Source organism: Kribbella sp. CA-245084, from assembly GCF_050942355.1.
In the GTDB taxonomy this organism is placed as follows: Bacteria; Actinomycetota; Actinomycetes; order Propionibacteriales; family Kribbellaceae; genus Kribbella.
Genome location: NZ_CP192053.1, coordinates 3,936,302 through 3,955,558 on the forward strand (window position 1 = coordinate 3,936,302; position 19,257 = coordinate 3,955,558).

14 protein-coding genes are annotated in these 19,257 nt (G+C 65.0%); 9 read left to right on the forward strand and 5 right to left on the reverse strand.

The genetic code is table 11. The features are described 5' to 3' along the window. Nucleotides 1-160 precede the first annotated feature (160 nt). The 3 genes from ACQPYH_RS18900 to ACQPYH_RS18910 form a co-directional block, all read right to left on the reverse strand. Nucleotides 161-883, reverse strand: coding sequence for a GAF and ANTAR domain-containing protein (locus tag ACQPYH_RS18900; protein ID WP_432893007.1), 723 nt, complete (start codon nucleotides 881-883; stop codon nucleotides 161-163). Further along, nucleotides 883-1,785, reverse strand: coding sequence for a GAF and ANTAR domain-containing protein (locus ACQPYH_RS18905; protein ID WP_432893009.1), 903 nt, complete (start codon nucleotides 1,783-1,785; stop codon nucleotides 883-885). Before ACQPYH_RS18905 ends, ACQPYH_RS18900 begins: the two co-directional genes overlap by 1 nt. 63 nt (nucleotides 1,786-1,848) lie before the next feature. After that, the gene (locus tag ACQPYH_RS18910; protein WP_432893011.1) at nucleotides 1,849-1,977 is read right to left on the reverse strand and encodes a hypothetical protein; all 129 of its coding nucleotides are present in this window, start codon (nucleotides 1,975-1,977) and stop codon (nucleotides 1,849-1,851) included. Between the two features lie 152 nt (nucleotides 1,978-2,129). On the opposite strand from ACQPYH_RS18910, the gene ACQPYH_RS18915 reads away from it, so the two are divergent. The 3 genes from ACQPYH_RS18915 (at nucleotide 2,130) to ACQPYH_RS18925 (ending at nucleotide 3,800) form a co-directional block, all read left to right on the forward strand. Then, nucleotides 2,130-2,726: a sulfite oxidase-like oxidoreductase gene (locus ACQPYH_RS18915; RefSeq protein WP_432893013.1), complete on the forward strand. Its 597-nt coding sequence runs from the start codon at nucleotides 2,130-2,132 to the stop codon at nucleotides 2,724-2,726. Continuing rightward, nucleotides 2,696-3,457: a ferredoxin reductase gene (locus ACQPYH_RS18920; RefSeq protein ID WP_432893015.1), complete on the forward strand. Its 762-nt coding sequence runs from the start codon at nucleotides 2,696-2,698 to the stop codon at nucleotides 3,455-3,457. Before ACQPYH_RS18915 ends, ACQPYH_RS18920 begins: the two co-directional genes overlap by 31 nt. Nucleotides 3,458-3,533: 76 nt before the next feature. Further along, nucleotides 3,534-3,800 carry a DUF6510 family protein gene (locus tag ACQPYH_RS18925; protein ID WP_432893016.1) on the forward strand — a complete coding sequence of 89 codons (267 nt, stop codon included), beginning with the start codon at nucleotides 3,534-3,536 and terminating at the stop codon, nucleotides 3,798-3,800. Here ACQPYH_RS18925 and ACQPYH_RS18930 read toward each other — a convergent pair. Next, on the reverse strand, nucleotides 3,797-4,531 hold the full coding sequence (locus ACQPYH_RS18930; RefSeq protein ID WP_432893017.1) for a MerR family transcriptional regulator: 735 nt from the start codon (nucleotides 4,529-4,531) through the stop codon (nucleotides 3,797-3,799). The genes ACQPYH_RS18925 and ACQPYH_RS18930 overlap by 4 nt on opposite strands. Nucleotides 4,532-4,593: 62 nt before the next feature. On the opposite strand from ACQPYH_RS18930, the gene ACQPYH_RS18935 reads away from it, so the two are divergent. From ACQPYH_RS18935 to ACQPYH_RS18960, 6 genes are all read left to right on the forward strand, one after another. Then, entirely contained in the window at nucleotides 4,594-5,814 is a 1,221-nt protein-coding gene (locus ACQPYH_RS18935) for an acetyl-CoA C-acetyltransferase (protein ID WP_432893019.1), read from the forward strand. Then, nucleotides 5,811-7,946 carry a 3-hydroxyacyl-CoA dehydrogenase NAD-binding domain-containing protein gene (locus ACQPYH_RS18940; protein WP_432893021.1) on the forward strand — a complete coding sequence of 712 codons (2,136 nt, stop codon included), beginning with the start codon at nucleotides 5,811-5,813 and terminating at the stop codon, nucleotides 7,944-7,946. Before ACQPYH_RS18935 ends, ACQPYH_RS18940 begins: the two co-directional genes overlap by 4 nt. 209 nt (nucleotides 7,947-8,155) lie before the next feature. Further along, a complete protein-coding gene (locus ACQPYH_RS18945) occupies nucleotides 8,156-9,439 on the forward strand; it encodes an ABC transporter substrate-binding protein (protein ID WP_432893023.1) in 1,284 nt (427 codons plus the stop codon). Then, nucleotides 9,436-10,398 carry a carbohydrate ABC transporter permease gene (locus ACQPYH_RS18950; protein WP_432893025.1) on the forward strand — a complete coding sequence of 321 codons (963 nt, stop codon included), beginning with the start codon at nucleotides 9,436-9,438 and terminating at the stop codon, nucleotides 10,396-10,398. Before ACQPYH_RS18945 ends, ACQPYH_RS18950 begins: the two co-directional genes overlap by 4 nt. Further along, on the forward strand, nucleotides 10,398-11,282 hold the full coding sequence (locus ACQPYH_RS18955) for a carbohydrate ABC transporter permease (RefSeq protein ID WP_432893026.1): 885 nt from the start codon (nucleotides 10,398-10,400) through the stop codon (nucleotides 11,280-11,282). The genes ACQPYH_RS18950 and ACQPYH_RS18955 overlap by 1 nt, the downstream gene beginning before the upstream one ends. A gap of 991 nt (nucleotides 11,283-12,273) precedes the next feature. Beyond that, nucleotides 12,274-16,827 (forward strand): helix-turn-helix domain-containing protein, encoded by a 4,554-nt coding sequence (locus ACQPYH_RS18960; RefSeq protein WP_432893028.1) that lies wholly within the window; start codon nucleotides 12,274-12,276, stop codon nucleotides 16,825-16,827. 1,115 nt (nucleotides 16,828-17,942) lie between these two features. Here ACQPYH_RS18960 and ACQPYH_RS18965 read toward each other — a convergent pair. Continuing rightward, nucleotides 17,943-19,226 (reverse strand): hypothetical protein, encoded by a 1,284-nt coding sequence (locus ACQPYH_RS18965; RefSeq protein WP_432893030.1) that lies wholly within the window; start codon nucleotides 19,224-19,226, stop codon nucleotides 17,943-17,945. Between the last annotated feature and the right edge of the window lie 31 nt (nucleotides 19,227-19,257).

The window sequence follows — 19,257 nt, forward strand, 5'->3', positions numbered from 1 at the left end:
AGCTGCGCTTGTCGATCAGCGGCCCGGGGGGTGCGCCCGATGCTGACGGGCCGTGCCAGGCCAACCCCTCCCTGTGGCGCGACTCGGTCCAGCGCCGGGGTCTCGGGCATGCCTGACAAGCTTGCTCAGCGTAACGGCCAGCTCAGCAATGCACCACAGCTCAGTCCGGTGACTTGTTCAGGGTCAGCCGGCCTTCGACGACATCGGCGGCGACATCGGTGAGGCGCCGGTTGTTGGCTCGCGCGTACGAGCGCAGCACGTCGAACGCCTCGTCGACGGCGATGTCCTGGCTGTGGCTGAGGAACCCCTTTGCCTGCTCGATCAGGATCCGGCTGTTCAGAGCGTTCTGGAGCTGCTCGGTCACGATCTCCTGTCGAGCCACAGCACGCTGGTGCACGATGCCGATGGTGGCCGCGTCCGCCAACGCTTGCCCAAGGGTGATCGTGTCGGCATCCAGCTGCCCGGTGTGCTTGCTGAACAGGTTCACCGCGCCGAGGACGGTGTCACGCAGCCGCATCGGGAGTGCCTGCACCGACAGGTAGCCACCCTCGATGGCGGTCGCGGTGAAACGTGGCCAGCGGGTACGGGCGTCGCGCAGGTCGGGATGCTGCACCGGACGCCCCGTGGTGAACGCATCCATGCACGGACCTTCGAGGCTCTGCAGTTGCGCGAGTTCGACCATACGTGCCTGCTCGGTGGACGCCGCGACCAGGTTGAGCGCGCCGTGGTGGTCGGCGAGCAGGATGCCGCACGCCGAGACTCCCAGCAGCTCGCTGCAGCGCGCGGCGAGCCGGTCCAGGAACTCGATGATGTCGAAGTCGTCGACGAGAGTGTCCGACAGCTCGATGAACACCTCCCGCACTCTCCGGTCAGATGCAGTCATCAGTCCTCCTCCTGTTCCTTCTCGACGTTGTCGGGGCCTTTTGCCTTCGGTTCGAATGGTTCAGGGTCCGGCGGGTCGACGTCGCTGTCCAACTCGAGGCGGCCTGCCATCACGTCGATCGCGACGCTCTGCAACGACAGTCCGTTGCCATAAGCATGGGCCCGCAGGCGGGCCAGCGCGTCGGTCACGCTGATGCGCTCCTGGGACGCCAGTCGGCCGGCGGCCTGATGCACCTCGGCCCGCCGTGCGGTGAAGGCTGCATCGATGACCTCGTCGAGGTCCGCGCTGATGCCGTGGCGCTGGTCCAGCGCGAGCACGAAGGCGGCATCGGCGAACACCAGTGCGTCGGCCACCTGGTCGCCGTACAGCGGACCCGGCTGCGTCCGATAGACGGTCAGTACGCCCACCTTGGCAGCTCCGGCAGCCACTGGAAAGGCAAAGACGCCGCGGAACCCGAGATCGGCACCGGCCACCGCGAACACCGGCCACCGACGGCCGGCCGCGACGCCGGCCAGGTCCGGCTCGAACACCGGCGTACTGGTGGCGATCGCCTCGCCGCTCGGTCCTTCGCCCAGCTCGAACTGCAGCTCGTCAAGCTCGCCGACCTTCGGATCCGTGGCGAGCAGTGGCTCCAGCAGTCCACCGGCGCGCGTCATCGCGAGCCCTGCCCCGGCCGCCGAGAGCGCCTGTGCACAGGCCGACACGGCATGCTGGAGCGACGGGGCAGCGTGTTCACCGTCGGCAACGGCTCTGATCGCCCCCCACACCCTCGCGCTGCGGTCGTAATCCACCTGTCCGTCCAGACTCGAACCGCCGCCGGGCGGATGGTTCACCCTAGCGGCCGGTTCGTCGAAGCATTGCTTCATCGCGCCGCGCGTCATCAAGAGTCTCTCCGCGGTCACCTCAGGCTGGATCCGTCGGTCTGGCAACACCCCCGGCATCACCAGTGCCCGATCTCGCGATCCTCACTCCTCGACAGGGTCTTCGTCCGGCGGCGCCTGTACCTCGGACTCGGGCGCCGTCGCTTTCTCGGGCCGGGTCGTCGGGGTCGTCCTTTCGGCGATCACCGACGGAACTCCGTGCCATTCGCTCATCTGGGCTCCCGCCGGACACAGTGCAGGTGCGCGAGCCATGGTCCGGGGCAGCGCCGTCAATCCGAAAAGTCTAGTCCGATGTCGAGCTGATAGCGCTCCCCTAGGCGCGGGTCGGCGTGATTGACTGCCTCCAGGAGTCGAGGGAGGTCGTCATGGGCATCGTGTCTCCTGGATTCACCGGTCGGCGGCGGGGCGGGACAGAGCTTCCCCCCGGGCAGTACCTGACCCGTGATTTCCCGGTTTTGTCGGCGGGGCCGACCCCGCAGGTGCTGCCTGAGCACTGGGAGTTCACCGTCACCAGCGAGACGGGTGAGAAGTACAAGTGGGACTGGGCCGCGCTGATGGCGTTGCCGGCCGAGGAGATCACCAAGGACATCCACTGCGTGACCCGGTGGTCGAAGCTGGAGACGACCTGGAAGGGCGTCTCGCTCGACACGCTGCTCGCGGATGTCGAGACCGGCGCCGACTACGCGATGGCGCACAGCTACGGCGGTTACACGACGAACGTGCCGATGGACGACCTGCTCGACGGGCAGTCCTGGATCGCCTATGAGTACGACGGCGAGCCGCTGGAACCCGAGCACGGCGGACCGGCCCGGCTGCTCGTCCCGCACCTGTACTTCTGGAAGAGCGCCAAGTGGGTCCGCGGCCTGGTGCTGTCCGATACCGAGGACCTCGGCTTCTGGGAAACGGCCGGCTACCACGAGTACGGAGACCCATGGAAAGAACAGCGATACGCCGGCGACTGACCTGGCAGGTCGGCACCGTCACCGACGTACGGCGTGAGACCGAGACGGCGCGGACGATCGTGCTCGAGGTACCGGACTGGCCGGGGCATGTTGCCGGGCAGCACCTCGACGTGCGGCTGACCGCGCCCGACGGATACCGTGCATCGCGGTCGTACTCGATCGCCTCGGCGTGGGGCGGGTCGAACGGTTCGACGATCGAGCTGACGGTTGAGCAGGTGCCCGACGGCGAGGTCTCGCCGTACCTGGTCGACGTGATCAACGTCGGCGATCCGCTCGAGATCCGCGGACCTGTCGGCGGCTGGTTCGTGTGGAAGCCGGAGCAGGACGGGCCGGTGCAGCTGATCGGCGGGGGATCGGGTGTCGTCCCGCTGCGGGCGATGCTGCGGTCGCATGCTCTGGCAGGCAGTACGACGCCGGTCCGGCTGCTGTACTCCGTTCGCCGTCCGGAGTCCGTGATCTACGTGAGCGATCTCAAGGAGCTCGCCTCGTCGGACGACGTCGACGTACGGCTGGTGTACACGCGGGATGCGCCGGCGGGGGAGCCGCGGGTCGGGCGGATCGACGCCGACGTGATCTCGCAGTACGCGTTCAAGCCGGAGGACGGCGCGACGACGTACGTGTGCGGGCCGACGCCGTTCGTGGAGACGGTGGCCGATCTGCTGGTCGCGGCGGGACACGATCCGGCGCGCGTGCGGACAGAACGATTCGGACCGACAGGAGACTCGCAGTGAAAGAGCGAAGCGAATTCACCATCCAACACAGCGTGCTTGGTGCCTCATCCGCGCCCGGAGCGAAGCGAGGACGCGGATGAGTGAGACCAATTATCTGGACGGCAACGCGGCCGCCGGGTCGCTGAGCGAATTATTCGCCGTCGACCTGACCGCGGCCATTGCCCAGTGCAACGGCTGCGGCCACACGACGGTCTTCGCGGAGGCCCATGTCTTCGTCGACGCCCCGGGCATGGTGGCCCGCTGCCCGGGTTGCGACTCCGTGCTCCTGCGCATCGTCACCACGCCCAACGACACCTACCTCGACCTCCGCGGCCTGACCTACCTGCGGGTCCCGAACTCCTAACGAGGTTTGTTCTGGGTCCGGCGGATCGTGTCGCGCTGGGTCTCGCCGACGGCTCGTTCGTAGGCGAGGACCAGCCCCTGGATCGTGACGGGCTTGAAGCGTTCGACCAGGTGCTGGATGTGCTCGGGCGGGCCGCCGGAGTCGCGGTAGTGCGGCCAGACCTTGGTGCGGAAGACCTCGGTGAGTTCCTCGGCGAGCGCGCGGCCGTGCTCGGTGAAGATGCGACCGGCATCCAGCACCGCCTCGACCGGCAGGTCCAGATCGAGCAGCTCGACGCCGAGGCTGAGGTGTGCGGTCGCGACCTGGAACACGTCCTCGTCCGGCGTCGGCTCGACCACTCCGAGCGCGACCAGCATCTCGATGTCGTCGTCGGTGAGCTCCCGGCCGGTACGCCGTACCAGCGCCGTCCGATCAAGCGTTTCGGGGAGGTCGCGCATCCACGGGGTCAGAAGCGTGCGATGCAGCGCGATGTCCTGCGGGGTCGCGTCGACCGGGATCCGGTCGAGGTACCCCTCGATCGCCTGCAGCGTGAAACCATGCGCCTGGAGTTCGCGGACGAGGTCGAGGCGGGCGATGTGTTCAGGTCCGTAGTACCCGACACGTCCGCGTCTGATCGGCGGCGGGATCAAGCCCCGGCCCGCATAGAAGCGCAAAGTGCGCACAGTCATTCCGACGCGCGCCGACAGTTCATCAACTGTCAGGGTGGCGTCGTCCCCCGAGACATCCGACATGGCGGAGATCATAACGACCCGCACTTGACCATCATGACAGTTCAACTGTCACAATCGGCTCTATGACCAGTGAAGCGTTTCTGTACGACGCGATCCGGACCCCGCGCGGCAAGGGCAAACCGACCGGCGCGTTGCACGAGGTCAAGCCGATCCAGCTGATCACCGGCTTGCTGCAGGAGCTGCGCACGCGGCATCCCGATCTCGACGCGACCGCGATCGACGACGTCGTCCTCGGGGTCGTGACGCCGATCGGCGACCAGGGCATGGACATCGCGCGGACCGCCGTACTGATGGCCGGCTATCCGGAGACGACCGGCGGCGTACAGCTGAACCGCTTCTGCGCATCCGGGCTGGAGGCGGTCAACCAGGCGGCGCAACGAGTGCGTTCCGGCTGGGAGGACTTCATCCTCGCCGGCGGCGTCGAGTCGATGTCGCGCGTCAAGATGGGCTCCGACGGCGGCGCGTGGGCGATGGATCCGGAGACGGCGCTCGACACCGGCTTCATCCCACAGGGCATCAGCGCGGACCTGATCGCGACCATCGACGGCTTCTCACGGACCGACGTCGACACGTACGCCGCCGAGTCGCACGCCCGCGCCGCGAAGGCCTGGGCGAACGGGTACTTCGCCCGCTCCGTCGTACCTGTGACGGATCGCAACGGCCTGCAGATCCTGGACCACGACCAACTGGTTCGCCCGGGTACGTCGGTCGAGACGCTCGCCGGCCTGCCGCTGTCGTTCGCGGCGATCGGTGAGCACGGCGGGTTCGACTCGGTCGCGCTGGAGAAGTACCTGACCGTCGAGCGGATCGAGCACGTCCACCACGCGGGCAACTCGTCCGGCATCGTCGACGGCGCCGCGCTGGTTGCTGTGGGCAACGAGAAGGCCGGTGAGGCGCTCGGTCAGGCGCCCCGCGGCCGGGTGGTCGCTGTCGGTGTCAGCGGCGCGGATCCGACCATCATGCTGACCGGCCCGGCGCCGGCCGCCCGGAAGGCGCTGGGTCGGGCTGGTCTGGATGCTTCGGACATCGATCTTTTCGAGATGAACGAGGCGTTCGCGGCCGCGGTCATGCATTTCATGAAGGATCTCGGCGTACCGCACGAGAAGGTGAACGTGAACGGCGGCGCGATCGCCCTCGGCCACCCGCTCGGCGCCACCGGGGCGATGCTAATCGGAACCCTGCTGGACGAGCTGGAGCGGCGCGAGCTCCGGTACGGACTGGCCACCCTGTGCGTCGGCGGCGGCATGGGCGTCGCGACGATCATCGAGAGGCTTGCGGCATGATCGACTGGACCAACTCCGACGGCATCGTCACGCTGACCCTGAACGACCCGTCCGCCTCGGCGAACACGGTGAACGACGCGTATCTGGCGGCGATGGGCTCGGCCGTCGAGCGGCTGCAGGCCGAGAAGGAGTCGCTGCGCGGCGTCGTCATCACCAGCGCCAAGTCGACCTTCTTTGCCGGCGGCAACCTGCAGATGCTGTCGCAGATCCAGCCGTCGGACGCGGCGCAGGTGTTCGACACGGTCGAGGAGGTCAAGCGGCAGCTCAGAGCCCTTGAAACGTTGGGTGTTCCGGTCGTTGCCGCGATCAACGGATCCGCGCTCGGCGGCGGGCTGGAGATCGCGCTCGCCTGCCACCACCGGATCGTTGCCGACGACAACCGGATCGAACTCGGCGTACCCGAGGTCACGCTCGGCCTGCTGCCGGGCGGCGGGGGAGTGACCCGCACGGTCCGGATGCTCGGACTGCAGGACGCGCTGATGAAGGTGCTGCTGCAGGGCCAGCGGATGAAGCCCGCGCATGCCTTGTCGGTCGGGATCGTGGACGAGGTTGTCGCGGCCGACGATCTACTGGACGCGGCGCGCCGGTGGATCACGGCGTACGACGGTGACGCCAAGCAGCCCTGGGATCGTGACGGCTACAAGATCCCGGGCGGTACGCCATCCTCGCCGAAGCTGGCCGCGTTCCTGCCTGCCTTCCCGGCGAACCTGCGCAAGCAACTCAAGGGTGCGCCGTATCCGGCACCGCGGGCGATCATGAGCGCGGCGGTCGAGGGCAGCCAGGTCGACTTCGAGACGGCCTCGCGGATCGAGTCGCGGTACTTCGTGTCGCTCGCCACCGGGCAGATCGCGAAGAACATGATCCAGGCGTTCTTCTTCGACCTGCAGTCGATCAACGCGGGCGGGTCGCGGCCGGCCGACGTACCTCGCTTCTCGGCCCGCAAGGTCGGGGTGCTGGGCGCGGGAATGATGGGCGCGGGGATCGCGTACGTGTGCGCGAAGGCTGGGATCGACGTCGTGCTGAAGGATGTGTCTTTGGACGCCGCCTCGAAGGGCAAGGTGTACTCCGAGAAGCTGCTGGCGAAGCAGGTCTCGAAGGGGCGTCTGTCGGCCGGCCAGGTTGAGGACTTCCTCAGCCGGATCACGCCGACCGGTGACCCGAACGATCTGGCCGGGTGCGACCTGGTGATCGAGGCCGTCTTCGAGGACGCGGGTCTCAAGCAGAAGGTGTTCGCGGAGGTCGCCGGCGTGGTCGAGCCGGACGCGTTGCTCTGCTCGAACACGTCGACGCTGCCAATCACCTCGCTCGCCGACGGGATCGACCGGCCGGACGACTTCATCGGCATGCACTTCTTCTCGCCGGTCGACCGGATGCCGCTGGTCGAGCTGATCGTGGGCTCGAAGACGTCCGACGCAACGATCGCGCGCGCCTACGACGTCGTACGGCAGATCAAGAAGACGCCGATCGTGGTCAACGACAGCCGCGGGTTCTTTACCTCGCGGGTCTTCGGCACGCTCGTGATGGAAGGCGCCGCGATGGTTGCCGAGGGTGTCGATCCGGTGATGATCGAGCGGGCCGCGACCCAGGCCGGCTTCCCGGCGCCGCCGCTGGCGATGCTCGACGAGGTGACGCTGACGCTGCCGCAGAAGATCCGCGACGCGGCCCGCGCGGCCGGCGACAGCGCCGGGGCATTCGACGAGCATCCCGGGATGGCGGTTGCCGATCGCCTGGTCAACGAGTTCGACCGTCGCGGTAAGGCCGCGGGTGCGGGGTTCTACGACTATCCGTCGGACGGCCCGAAGCATTTGTGGCCAGGACTGTGGGAGCACTTCGCACGTGACAACGACGTACCGCTGATCGATCTGCAGGAGCGGATGTTGTTCGCGATGGCGCTCGAGACGTTGAAGTGTCTCGACGAGGGCGTACTCCGATCGGTGCCTGATGCCAACATCGGATCGATCTTCGGCATCGGGTTCCCGCCGCTGCACGGAGGTGCCCTGCAGTACGTCAACGCCTACGGGCTAAGCGCTTTCGCAGCTCGGTCCCGCGAGTTGGTCGCTGTATACGGTGCACGCTTCGAGCCGCCGGAACTGCTGATTCGCAGGTCAGCCGCCGGTGAGATGTTTACGTGATCACGGCCTGACAACATTCCACACATTCGAACAAAGAAGGTCGCAGTCCGGTCTTGCGCGCGGCGCACTTTTGAGTCATCGTGCTAGGCACTTCTACAACGATTGACCTGTAGTAACGTGTGCCAACCTCAGAGATGCTTAACGTTGTTAAGTAACTCGGAACCGTGCGTCGTACCCCTGCGACGTTCCCTCTCGGGAAGGTGGAATTCATGCCTGCTCATGTTCCGAACGCCGGTCTCACTCGGCGGGATCTACTCAAGCGGACCGGTGGACTGGCCGCGCTTGCCGCGTTCACCGCGGCCTGCGGCGGTAATACCGGCCGACCGTCCTCAGGGGGCGGAAGTGGCGGGACGAAGGCCAACCTGTCGCAGTGGTACCACCAGTACGGCGAAACCGGCACGCAGCAGGCGGCGACCAGGTACGCCAAGGCCTACACCGACTCGAACGTCAGCGTGCAATGGACCCCGGGTGACTACGACGCCAAGCTCGCGTCCGGCCTGCTGTCCAGCAAGGGCCCCGATGTCTTCGAGGGTCACTTCAACATCGCGATGGTGAAGAGCAACCAGGTGGTGGCCCTGGACGACATCATGGCCGACGTCAAGGACGACTTCCAGCCGGGCGACTTGGCCACCAACACGCTCGACGGCAAGATCTACGGCGTCCGGATGATCATCGACCCGCAGGTCATCTACTACCGCAAGAGCCTGTTGGACAAGGCCGGAATCAAGCCGCCGGAGACGATCGACGACCTGATCTCAGCCGCGAAGGAACTCACCACGAACAAGGTGAAGGGCATCTTCGTCGGCAACGACGGTGGCAACGTCATGGGCGGTCCGGCGGTCTATGCATCCGGCGGGACGTTACTGACCGACGACAACAAGCCGGGCTTCACCGGCGACAGCACGGCCCAGGCCTTCGGCAAGCTGCACGAACTGTATGCCAGCAAGAGCGTCCTGCTCGGTGCGCCCACGGACTGGTGGGATCCGACCGCGATCAACCAGGGCCTGGTGGCGATGCAGTTCATCGGCATGTGGGCGGTGCCGGGTATGCAGAAGGCGCTGGGCGATGACATCGGCGTGATTCCGTTCCCGAAGCTCGACGCGCAGAGCAAGCCGGCTGTCTACTCCGGCGGCTGGACCCAGTTCGTGTCCGCGAAGAGCCCGAACGTCGACGCGGCGAAGAAGTTCGTCAAGTGGCTGTGGATAGACAAGGAGGATTACCAGGAGGACTGGTCACTCAGCTACGGCTTCCACATCCCGCCGCGCAAGAGCCTCGCGGCCAAGGCGTCCAAGCTGCAGAGCGGCGTTGCGGCCGACACGGTCAAGCTGACCCAGGACCACGGGTACACCGACAACCCGGCCTGGACCCCGAAGATGGGGACGGCGTTCACCGACCTGCTGACAAACGTCATCAAGAAGGGAGCCGACCCAGCCGCCGAGATCGCGAAGGCCGAGAAGACCGTCAACGCCGAACTGCAGCGGTTGTTCGGATGAGCGCACCGGCCAAAACCCGGGTGGACCCCGCTGTCATTGGTGAGCAGCGGGGTGGACGACGACGGCGGCAGAAGGGGATCGCAGGCAACACCCTGTGGTTCTGGGTGTTTGTCGGGCCGTTCGTACTCGGCCTCCTGATCTTCTCGTACCTGCCGATCATCTGGAGCCTGGTCCTCAGCTTCTTCGAGGCGTACAACACCGCGACGCCGTCGAAGTTTGTCGGGCTCCGCAACTACATCGACATGCTCACCGACCACAACTTCCTGTCGAGTCTGGGCACGTTCACGATCTTCGCGGTGTTCATCGTGCCGCTGACGTTCGTGCTCTCGCTCGCGCTGGCGTTGCTGGTCAACCAGGTCAAGATCGCGCGGGCGTTCTTCCGGTCGGTGTTCTTCCTGCCGACCGCCTGCTCGTACGTGGTCGCGTCGCTGATCTGGCGGCTGTCGATCTTCAACGGTGTCCGGTTCGGCCTCGCGAACACCGTGCTCGGCTGGTTCGGGATCGACAACATCGCGTGGCTGTCGACGGTCTCGCCGCCGTGGTACTGGCTGCCGCTGGTCACCGTGCGGTTGTGGTTGCAGCTCGGCTTCTACATGATCCTGTTCATCGCCGGGCTGCAGCGGATCTCGCCGACGCTCTACGAGGCGGCGTACGTCGATGGGGCGAAGCCGGGGTGGCAGGTGTTCCGGTACATCACGCTGCCCCAGCTCCGGTCGACGTCGGTCGCCGTACTGATCCTGAACCTGATCGCGGCGTACCAGGCGTTCGACGAGTTCTACAACCTGATCGGCAACGTGAACTACGCGCGGCCGCCGCTGGTCTACCTGTACGGCATCTCGCTCGGCTCGATCCAGGACCTGGGCCACGGCTCGGCCGGCGCGCTGATCCTGGCGGTCATCATCATGATCGTGACGCTGCTGCAGAGCCGGATCTTCGGCTTCGGAAAGGCGGGCGACTGATGGCAGTCTCTGAGCGTACGACGGGAACGCCGCAACCGATCGGGTTCACTCAAAGTGCGTGGGGCCGGGTCGGGATGGTGCTGCGGTGGATCGCGTTGTTCATCGCGGTCGTGCTGTTCCTGCTGCCGTTCTACCTGATCCTGCGCAACGCGTTGTCCACCGAGGCGGACATCACGGCGCCGACCTGGACGTTGTTCCCGGCGCATCTGCAGTGGAGCAACATCAAGGAACTCTTCGACGACACCCAGGTCCCGATGGCGCGGGCGCTCTACAACTCCGCGGTTGTCGGTGTGTTGGGTACGGCGGGGCAGTTGCTGTTGGCATCTATGGCTGGGTATGGGTTGGCGCGTATTCCGTACCGTCACGCGGACAAGATCTTCTACGCGATCGTGGCTACGTTGATGATCCCGGGTGCGGTCACCTTCATCCCGTCGTTCATCGTGGTGTCGTCGCTCGGGTGGGTGTCGTCGCTGCGGGGTCTGATCATCCCGACGCTGTTCAGCGGGTTCGCGGCGTTCCTGTTCCGGCAGTACTTCCTCGGCTTCCCACGGGAGCTCGAGGAGGCGGCACGCGTTGACGGCGCCGGGTACTTCGGCGTGTTCTGGCGGATCGTCGTACCGAACTCGCTGCCGTTCTTCGCGGCACTCGCGGCAATCACCTTCATCGGCAACTGGAACTCGTTCCTGTGGCCGCTGGTGATCGGCCAGGACTCGTCGTCCTGGACGATCCAGGTCGCGATGTCGACGTTCATCACCGCCCAAACCATCAACATCCACGAACTCTTCATGGCCGTCGCGGTCTCCATCCTCCCGCTGGTCCTAATCTTCGCCTTCCTCCAGCGCTACCTAATCCAAGGCGTAACCCAATCCGGCATCAAAGACTAAAAAGGACACCGCTCCGCGGCGGCTGTCTTATCGGCCGCCTCCGGCGGCGCGCGAACCAGTCCACCGGGCATCGCCCTGGCGAATCGCACGTACCGGCGGGGACTCCACCAGGCTCCCCGCCGCGTCACGCCAGTTACCGTCCAACGGACACCGCTTCGCGGCGACTGTCCTATTGGCCGCCTTCGGCGGCGAGCGAATCGCTCCACCGGGCAATCGCCCCGGCGAATCGCACGCACCGGCGGGAAGCCGACGAGGGCTCTCGGCAGCGTCTCGCCGGGCGCGGTCCAAAGGACACCGCTTCGCGGCGACTGTCCTATTGGCCGCCTTCGGCGGCGAGCGAATCGCTCCACCGGGCAATCGCCCCGGCGAATCGCACGCACCGGCGGGAAGCCGACGAGGGCTCTCGGCAGCGTCTCGCCGGGCGCGGTCCAAAGGACACCGCTTCGCGGCGGCTGTCTTGTTGGCCGCCTCCGGCGGCGTTCATATCGCGCCCGAACGGATCGCTCCAGCGAATCTCGCGAGCTGGTGGGGAGTCCACCAAGGCCCCCGTCGCGTCTTGCTGGGCACGGTTGTGTGGCTTCGACCAGTACAACTCAGGACACGTCGTCCGGCTGGACGCTTCGTGCTGTCAGATCCGGCCCTAGCGCCTCCACAAGAGCGCGAGCAAGCCACAAGTGGCGGTCCAGACCGCTCCGATCACCTTCGCGGCCTCAGGCTGACCGAGGACCGCGAGGGCGATTACAGCGACCCAGCCGATCACGGTAACCGCGAGGATCAGCAGAAGTGCTTGGCGGGGCGGTATGCCTCCACTGCCGTTGGGCCTTAGGCTCACAATGAACCTCCGTTCTGGAAAGAAGCCCGGGACTGGTCGTTCGCGAGGCGGTCTGGGTTGCACCCCAGACCGCCTCACCCCCACACCGAACCCTGCTCATGCCATGTGCAAGGCGCTGGTATCCTTGCACACCAAATGTTCGGATGGAACACTTGAGGCATGACGTTCACTGCGCTCGAGCTCGACATCTTGCGGATGCTGCGGCGGTCGGCGGAGCCGCTGAGCGGCCGGCAGGTGGCCGATATTGCTGGTATCGCACCCAACACCGCCAACCGGCTGCTCAGAGCGCTGCAGACTCAGGGCCTCGTCCGTTCCGCAAGAGACGGCCGGGCGATGCGCTGGACAACAACCGCGGATGTCGCCGCACTTTCCGAACTGGCGGACTCGCCAGATGAGCGCGTCGCTCTGGTGGTTACAGCTGTGGAGCTGGAGCATACGGAGGTTCGCAACCGGCTGGTGAACGCCGAGCGGGTCCGGACAGGTGACATCTGGATGCTGCGCGGCGAGATGCCCGGAGGGCAGATCGACTGGACGGTCTACTTGGCGCGTGCGGGCATGGGAAACGCGACCTCGGCAGCGTTGGTGGGACTCGCGGCCCGTAACTTGCGGGCGAATGTCGTCGCGTTCGTGGGTACGGCAGCAGGTCTGAAGTCGGACGATCAGCGCCACCTTGATGTCGTCGTCGCCAGCAGGATTCATAACCCCTATGCGGGCAAGCAAGTACCAACTGATTCGGGATCAAAGCTTCTCGGCCGTGACAGGACGTACGCCTTGCCTGCGCCGCTAGTCTCGCTCGTCAATACGTGCATCACCGAAACCGCGTGGACTACGTCGGTGCGTAACCAGCACTACGACGGAAACCATGCTCACGCGTACCTCGCGCCCATCGTCTCTGTCGAAGCCGTCCAGACCGACTCGAACGGGCCTGTACTGCGGGAGATCCGTGAACGGTTCCAGGATGCAGCAGCATTGGATATGGAGTCCTTTGGTCTTGCTGCTGGATCAGACATCCATGATCTACCTGTCTTGGCGATCCGCGGCCTGTCCGACTTCGTCGGCGACAAGGCCAAAGTTGGGAATGACGACCTGCAACCGCGCGCTGCACGGAATGCTGCTGGTTTTCTGCGCGAGCTCCTCGTGTTCGCCCACCCGGATGACTTCAAGCGTGGCGAAGTTAGTCCTCCTATTGCGCCGCGGGACGACCATTCAGAAGCCCCCGCGGTTGCGCTACCAGGCGGTGTAGAGATTTGGATGGAGCGTCTCTACCGCGCTTCACAACGCCGCGCGGACGCGGCCATGGAGAGCCTTGTCGAGTTGCAACGCGCTGGCGTCACCGTCGCCACGGGGCTGAGCAGGTTCTTGCATCGCCCCCCGGTCTGGCTACGCGAGGACGTTACCGGCGATGGTTGGGCCCTTGTTTCTTCGCTTGCGTCGATTGCTGGCTCGAGGGTTGCCTGGCGAGGATACGAGCAAGCCGCTGCTGCCGCGGAGGTGTCTGGAGACTTGGATGCGGCTGCGTACTTCGCCATGACGGCCGGGCTTGAACGCGTCGCACGCGACGCAGACGAAGACGACGCGAAGGGCGCGGAGCCCGATCCACGATTCTTGGACGGCCTCGCCGACTACGTGATCGCTCGATTGGGGACCGTTATCGATTTCTATCGCTCTGTCTTGGACGGCGATCTTCCCAAGATCAAGGCATGCGCGGAGATCGCCGTCGCATCACTCGGGCTCACGGACGAGTCCGGTGTGCTTCGCGCTCCGACAGACCCGGTAAAGGTCGTAAGCATTGATCCCTCACTTCGCGACATCGTCGCCGCAACCATGCTCCGACACCTCGCTCAAGTCATGCTGGCGCCCGGCGCAGCAGACCAGCTCGGCGTTCAATCGGGGCTTGCAAATCGCGCGCTTCGGGGTAACCCCGTAACTCGAGACTTGGCTGACGACGGGCTACGGCTCGCACAGTGGGCTGTAGCATTGCGACCGAATTCAGAGAGTTGTCGATTGACGAACGCGCAGATGATGCTGGGCGTGCTGGTCTCGATGTCCGGTCGATCCTCGACTGACGTCGAGGACGAGGTGTCCAAGCGGGCCAGGCTCGTGGAGGCTGACGCACTTCTGGTCCGCGAAGCACTTAGCGCCTGGGACGGCTCGACGGCCAGCGCGCTGGCGATCGCGGCTCGCGCCCGTTCCATCCAAGGGGACTTCCCGGGCGCCCTACGACTTCTGCTCCCTGCGCCGGACGGTCTCGCAACGCAGCGAGAGGCCAAGCGCCCCGAGGTGGTGCGTCTCGGCGCATACCTAGCACGTGTTATCGGGAAGGACGAACTCGCGCTCGAGCTCGCTGCGAAGAACCCGGACCGAGTCGAGGGCGAGCTGATGAGAGCGGCGGTACTCGGCGGCCACCCACAGATGAACATCGAGGCCAACAAGGCGCTCTTTACAGCTCTGGAGCTATCCGCGGGTCGCAGCCACTACGAGGTTCAGGCCCTGATGGCCCTCTCGCGACGGTTCAATTCGCTTGACCGCACCGAACAGGCCTCGGTCAAGGAACACATCGAGAAACTCGCCGAACTCGACCGCGAGCTCGCTGACGTCATGCGGGCGCGGGTCGCGCTTGGTTTGGGCAATCCGGCAGAAGCATTGCGATTCGTCCGTGGAATCGACCGCAATGAGCTTGTTCTTGATACCCACGCCGATGCACTTGTCGCGAGCGGGCGTCCCGAGGAGGCGGCTCGCATGGTGTTCGACGAGGGTCTTAGACGGGGAGACATCCCGCTAGCGACGGAGGCTCTCGAGATCGCCATGGATAACGGAGCCGCCAACATCGGCCGCGAGATCGCACTCAATCTTTTAGGTCGTGAGGACGGAAAACCAGTCAGGCTCAAGGCATTACGAGCACTGCAGCGCATCTCGCGCAGCGAGAATAATTGGCAAGAGGTCGCAAACCGCACTGAGGAGATCATTGAGGAATCAAAAGCAAACGATCTGCCGATCCCAGAGACGGAGTGGTGGCGACTCGTGGAGGCGCTCTACTTTCTGGAGAGGTTCGAGAAGGCGCTGGCCGTCCTGCGCAGCGCGACAGCCGTAAGTTTCAACGAACGCGGGAAGGCGCACCTATTCCTATCAGTCCTTCGACGCGCGGCTGACGAACAGCGTGCGCTAAATGAGGTGAGGACGCGGCCGCCGATCGTCGATCTAGGCGACAAGAAGTTGTATGCCATGTTCATGCGCGCAGCCGCGGACTGGGCTAACGACGAACAGATCGCCGCGGCGGCGATGTCGGTTGTGCTCATGGCCCCGCACGCCAGCTTCACCGAAACACAGGTCGCAGAGTTTCGGGCGTACGCGGACAGCTATTTCGAGCGCCATGGCGACGCCGCGTCCATCAAGCAGGTCCAAGTCGAGGACGACAACCTCGATGCTCTCATCGATTTCCTGCGCAGCGGCAGCGCGCGACAAGAAGCACTAGAGAACATGTCGCGCGAGGTGCGGGCTGGTCGGTTCCCACTCGCCGCACTCACAGAAGCAGCGGGCCGTACATGCACCGAGAGCCTGATTCGTCGAGACCTCGGTTACATTATCGCCATCGCTGACGACGATGCTATTGGCCACGAGACAGCGCGGGAAGCTCTTCACAGAAGGGTTGTCGTCGACACCAGTGCCCTCGTCGTAGGAGGCTGGACCGGGCAACCATTCAAGAAGTTGGCTGCGCATCTGGACTCGGTCATCGTGCCTGCTCCTCTGCGCGAGGACGTCTCCAGCGCTCGAAGCAGCCTTGCGATGAAGTCGACGGCGACTCTCGGTTGGGACACACAGCGTCAACGTCCGACCGTGTCGGAGATCTCCCCGGACCAAGCCCGAGTCTATGCAGACGCGGTCGAACAGGTGTGGGCCGATATCCAAGGTCTGCAAGTCGCACCGGTCGCCGACACTGGGCGGCGAGACGGATTTCTCAGCGCCATCACCGTTGCTCAAGAATTCGGTCTGCCTGTCTGGATTGACGACGCTGTTCTACGTGGAGTCGCCCGATCTCTCGGCGTGCCTGCATTCGGTTCGCTGGATCTCATCCGAGCATTGGAGGACGAGGTCGGTGTCGCGGCAGCCATCAGATCGTTGAGGGATCATAGGGTCGTCGACTTGCCAATCGACGAGCCGTGGTCCGACCTCGCGAATCGAGCCGAATGGAAGATCGACAGTGCGTTCGCGCTCGCGATTTCCCGGCCGGCGGCATGGCACGACGTTCGTAACTCGTTCGTCGAGTTTCAGTCACTCGTCCGTCGTCGTCCGAAGGATCTTGAGGCTGAGGCCACTGTGGCTTGGGCGCATCTAGCGGCCAACGGGCTGGCGATGGCTGTTGTGCCTTCGGCGCGGCCGAGAGCCGTCTCTGCGCTGCTGGCATGGGCCGCACTCTGCGCCGATTCGTTCTACTTTGCGGCCGGCGGCGACGCGGAAGAGGCCAATGGCCCGGACGGTGTCGATCAGGCGGGACGAGTGACGGCCCTCGTCATAGCTGCCGCGGAGGCGGTCCGCGATCAGCACTATCCAGGAATCGATGCGTTGGGACCACTGGTGGATGTCATTTGTCGCGTTCTCCTCGAATCGGTCGGCCCTGAGTTGACAAGTCGAATCGTCGCTTCCTTGGTGGACCGACTCGACCGCGAAGTCGGGACTCGAGTGTTCATGGCCTATATTCAGTCGGCGGGAAAGTAGCCAAGTCCAATTCTGCACACGAGCACGTCGGGCGCAGCCGCCCTCTGCCGGTTGTACGCTTGCCTGCCCCCAGCCCGCCTTGCTGACCGGTGGATCTAGGCTGTGGAGATGGGAGTCAGGGCCAGGCGGCTGCAGAGCGATCGAGTGAGTACGTGTCAGGCCCGGCGCCTACAGGGTTACTAGCCTGACTTCGCAACAGCCATCTTCGACACGCCGCATCCGTTGCCCGACGAGCACCCCGCCCCTGGTCACATCCCACGACAACCGGCCTGCCGCTATTTCCGTTCTGCTTCTTGAGCGACTGCCTGACCTTGCTCCAGCGGTCCCGATCGGCAGCGGGAGCAGCGCGCTTCTGAGGAGCCTTGACCGCGGAAACCAACTCGCGATCGAACTCATCTTCCAGAAGCTCAGCAGAGGCTCAATCCGAATCCCGGTCAGCTGACGGGCGGGTTGACTCGGGCGCTTTAGGTGATGGCTTCAGCAGCCAGCAACACCGCGGAGACATCACCGGCCGCTGAGCGCAGAGTGCACCAGCGGCTGTCAGCCCCCTACGCAGGCAACGACCAGCATCACTATTTCCTAGCGATCAAGCACGCTCGCCCTGCGCGGCTGCGAGCTTCCATATGTCGTCGATCACCAACCTGTTCCCGGGTATCGTTGTGTACTTGGGCTGTTGCGGACTGTTGCACGATGGGGGTAGACGTGGGGTGGGTGCATTGCGGTGAGTGCTGTCTACGCCTGTCGGTGAACAAGGATGGCAAGCTGCCGAAGCACTACGGGAGCAGGACCGAGGGCGTGTTTCACCATCGTGCTCAGCGGCCGTGTAGAGCCTCGGGCACGACGCGGTATGTCTTGGCGAGCGCGCTCCGCTGGGCGTGTAGCCGGCCGCGCAGCGGGCAGGTCTGCCCTTCCTGCGGACGGAAGCAAATGACGCTCAACAAAAACGGCAAGTTCCCCAAACACAAGGCACCGGATGGCGGCCGATGCACGCTGGCGGAAGCCAACTAGCTGCAAATGGCTCGCAGTCGGACCGGACAGGCGGCCGGGGCGCCTCCTCGTGCGAGGACGCATCTGACCAGACCGGAAGATGAAGATCGCCAGGGCCGTGAATGCCATCATCGGCCTACCTGCCTGTGACGTCTGTGGCGCCGTCGTCCGGATCCGATCTCCGCTCTGCTCGGTTGCTTGCCGGACCGCCGCTGGTTCTTGGCCGACTTGTCTCGGTGCTGTGCGTGATCGGAATCGGGTTGGTCCAGGTTGATGAATGTGGTGTCGCGTCTGCCGTAGATGTCGCTGACCGCGCTCGATCCGAGCGTGAAGGCGACTGGCTCAGCCTCCGGGTCGTTGACGGATCGGCGGAGCTGAGCCGGGCGCAGCCTGCTGCAATCCTTGCGCGGATTCAGTTCTGGATCGGTCCTGTCGGCGGCCACCTCATGTCGGCTCGGATCTGACGGGAGCCCGCGCATCGGCCTGTCCGGATCAGCATCGGCTACCGGATCCTCCGGTGATGGCTCGATGATATTGAGCACCGAATCCGTCACAAGCTCGGTGACCTTCTGCCGGGCTAACGACTTCCCACACGCGATGCTCAGTGCCGGATGTCCAGTAACGATCCCGCCAACCACGCCGACGACGCGGATTGACAGAGTCAACTTGCTGGTTTGCTTGTCCAGTGGAAGGGGCAGTTCTGACGCCAGGCTGCCGATGACAGGCTGGAGTCCGAGGACATTTGCCGCGGCATCGGCCGGTTCGCCTAATAACAGCTGATGAAGGAATGCGTTGAGATCGGCGATTCTGTCCGCGGTTGCGTCGAGGCGACCAGGATCGGTCACCTTCCACTGCTCGGTGATGCTTGGCCAGGTTGTATCGACGATGTTGCTGGCACCTTTCTCTAACAGGAACTCCGCAACGCTCCGATGTTGAGCGACGGCCTGGTCCAGCTCGGTGCCGGTGATCGTGCATGTGCGGCGCTCGAGCGCGCTGACGACGATCTTGCCGTCAGGGAGTTGCTCGCGGAGCACATCGACCTCCACCACTCTGACCTTCTTCTGGGTGCCCAACGGCTCAGTTCGGGATCCATCGAGGATCATCAGATCGAAGATGTTGTCGTTCGTCGACGAGTCGCCGTCCGGCGGGGCGCAGTCGGGCGTCAGCCGGGCAAGGTGATGACGGAGTACGGCGATGACTTCGGCGACAACGATGCCGGCTTCGTCTGGCACCTGTCCCACCTGCGCCTCCGATGACTCCGACGTTAGCTTTGGCGCGGCGAGACCTAGACCTTGCGCGTCCGAGGTTGTCGTGACCTGTCCATTGCCAGTTGCGCCGCGGCCGCGACGGGCGACCAGAAATCCCGTGGCGACGCCTATGACAACCAGCAGCAAGTCAAACCCGATCCGCATGGCGATCACCTCACTCTCGATGGTCCGGATC

Excerpts from the sequence above, each read along its gene's own strand:
- ACQPYH_RS18900 (WP_432893007.1), bottom strand. The coding sequence starts at position 883 with ATGACTGCATCTGACCGGAGAGTGCGGGAGGTGTTCATCGAGCTGTCG.
- ACQPYH_RS18910 (WP_432893011.1), bottom strand. The coding sequence starts at position 1,977 with ATGAGCGAATGGCACGGAGTTCCGTCGGTGATCGCCGAAAGGACGACC.
- ACQPYH_RS18915 (WP_432893013.1), top strand. The coding sequence starts at position 2,130 with ATGGGCATCGTGTCTCCTGGATTCACCGGTCGGCGGCGGGGCGGGACA.
- ACQPYH_RS18920 (WP_432893015.1), top strand. The coding sequence starts at position 2,696 with ATGGAAAGAACAGCGATACGCCGGCGACTGACCTGGCAGGTCGGCACC.
- ACQPYH_RS18925 (WP_432893016.1), top strand. The coding sequence starts at position 3,534 with ATGAGTGAGACCAATTATCTGGACGGCAACGCGGCCGCCGGGTCGCTG.
- ACQPYH_RS18930 (WP_432893017.1), bottom strand. The coding sequence starts at position 4,531 with ATGTCGGATGTCTCGGGGGACGACGCCACCCTGACAGTTGATGAACTG.
- ACQPYH_RS18935 (WP_432893019.1), top strand. The coding sequence starts at position 4,594 with ATGACCAGTGAAGCGTTTCTGTACGACGCGATCCGGACCCCGCGCGGC.
- ACQPYH_RS18940 (WP_432893021.1), top strand. The coding sequence starts at position 5,811 with ATGATCGACTGGACCAACTCCGACGGCATCGTCACGCTGACCCTGAAC.
- ACQPYH_RS18945 (WP_432893023.1), top strand. The coding sequence starts at position 8,156 with ATGCCTGCTCATGTTCCGAACGCCGGTCTCACTCGGCGGGATCTACTC.
- ACQPYH_RS18950 (WP_432893025.1), top strand. The coding sequence starts at position 9,436 with ATGAGCGCACCGGCCAAAACCCGGGTGGACCCCGCTGTCATTGGTGAG.
- ACQPYH_RS18955 (WP_432893026.1), top strand. The coding sequence starts at position 10,398 with ATGGCAGTCTCTGAGCGTACGACGGGAACGCCGCAACCGATCGGGTTC.
- ACQPYH_RS18960 (WP_432893028.1), top strand. The coding sequence starts at position 12,274 with ATGACGTTCACTGCGCTCGAGCTCGACATCTTGCGGATGCTGCGGCGG.
- ACQPYH_RS18965 (WP_432893030.1), bottom strand. The coding sequence starts at position 19,226 with ATGCGGATCGGGTTTGACTTGCTGCTGGTTGTCATAGGCGTCGCCACG.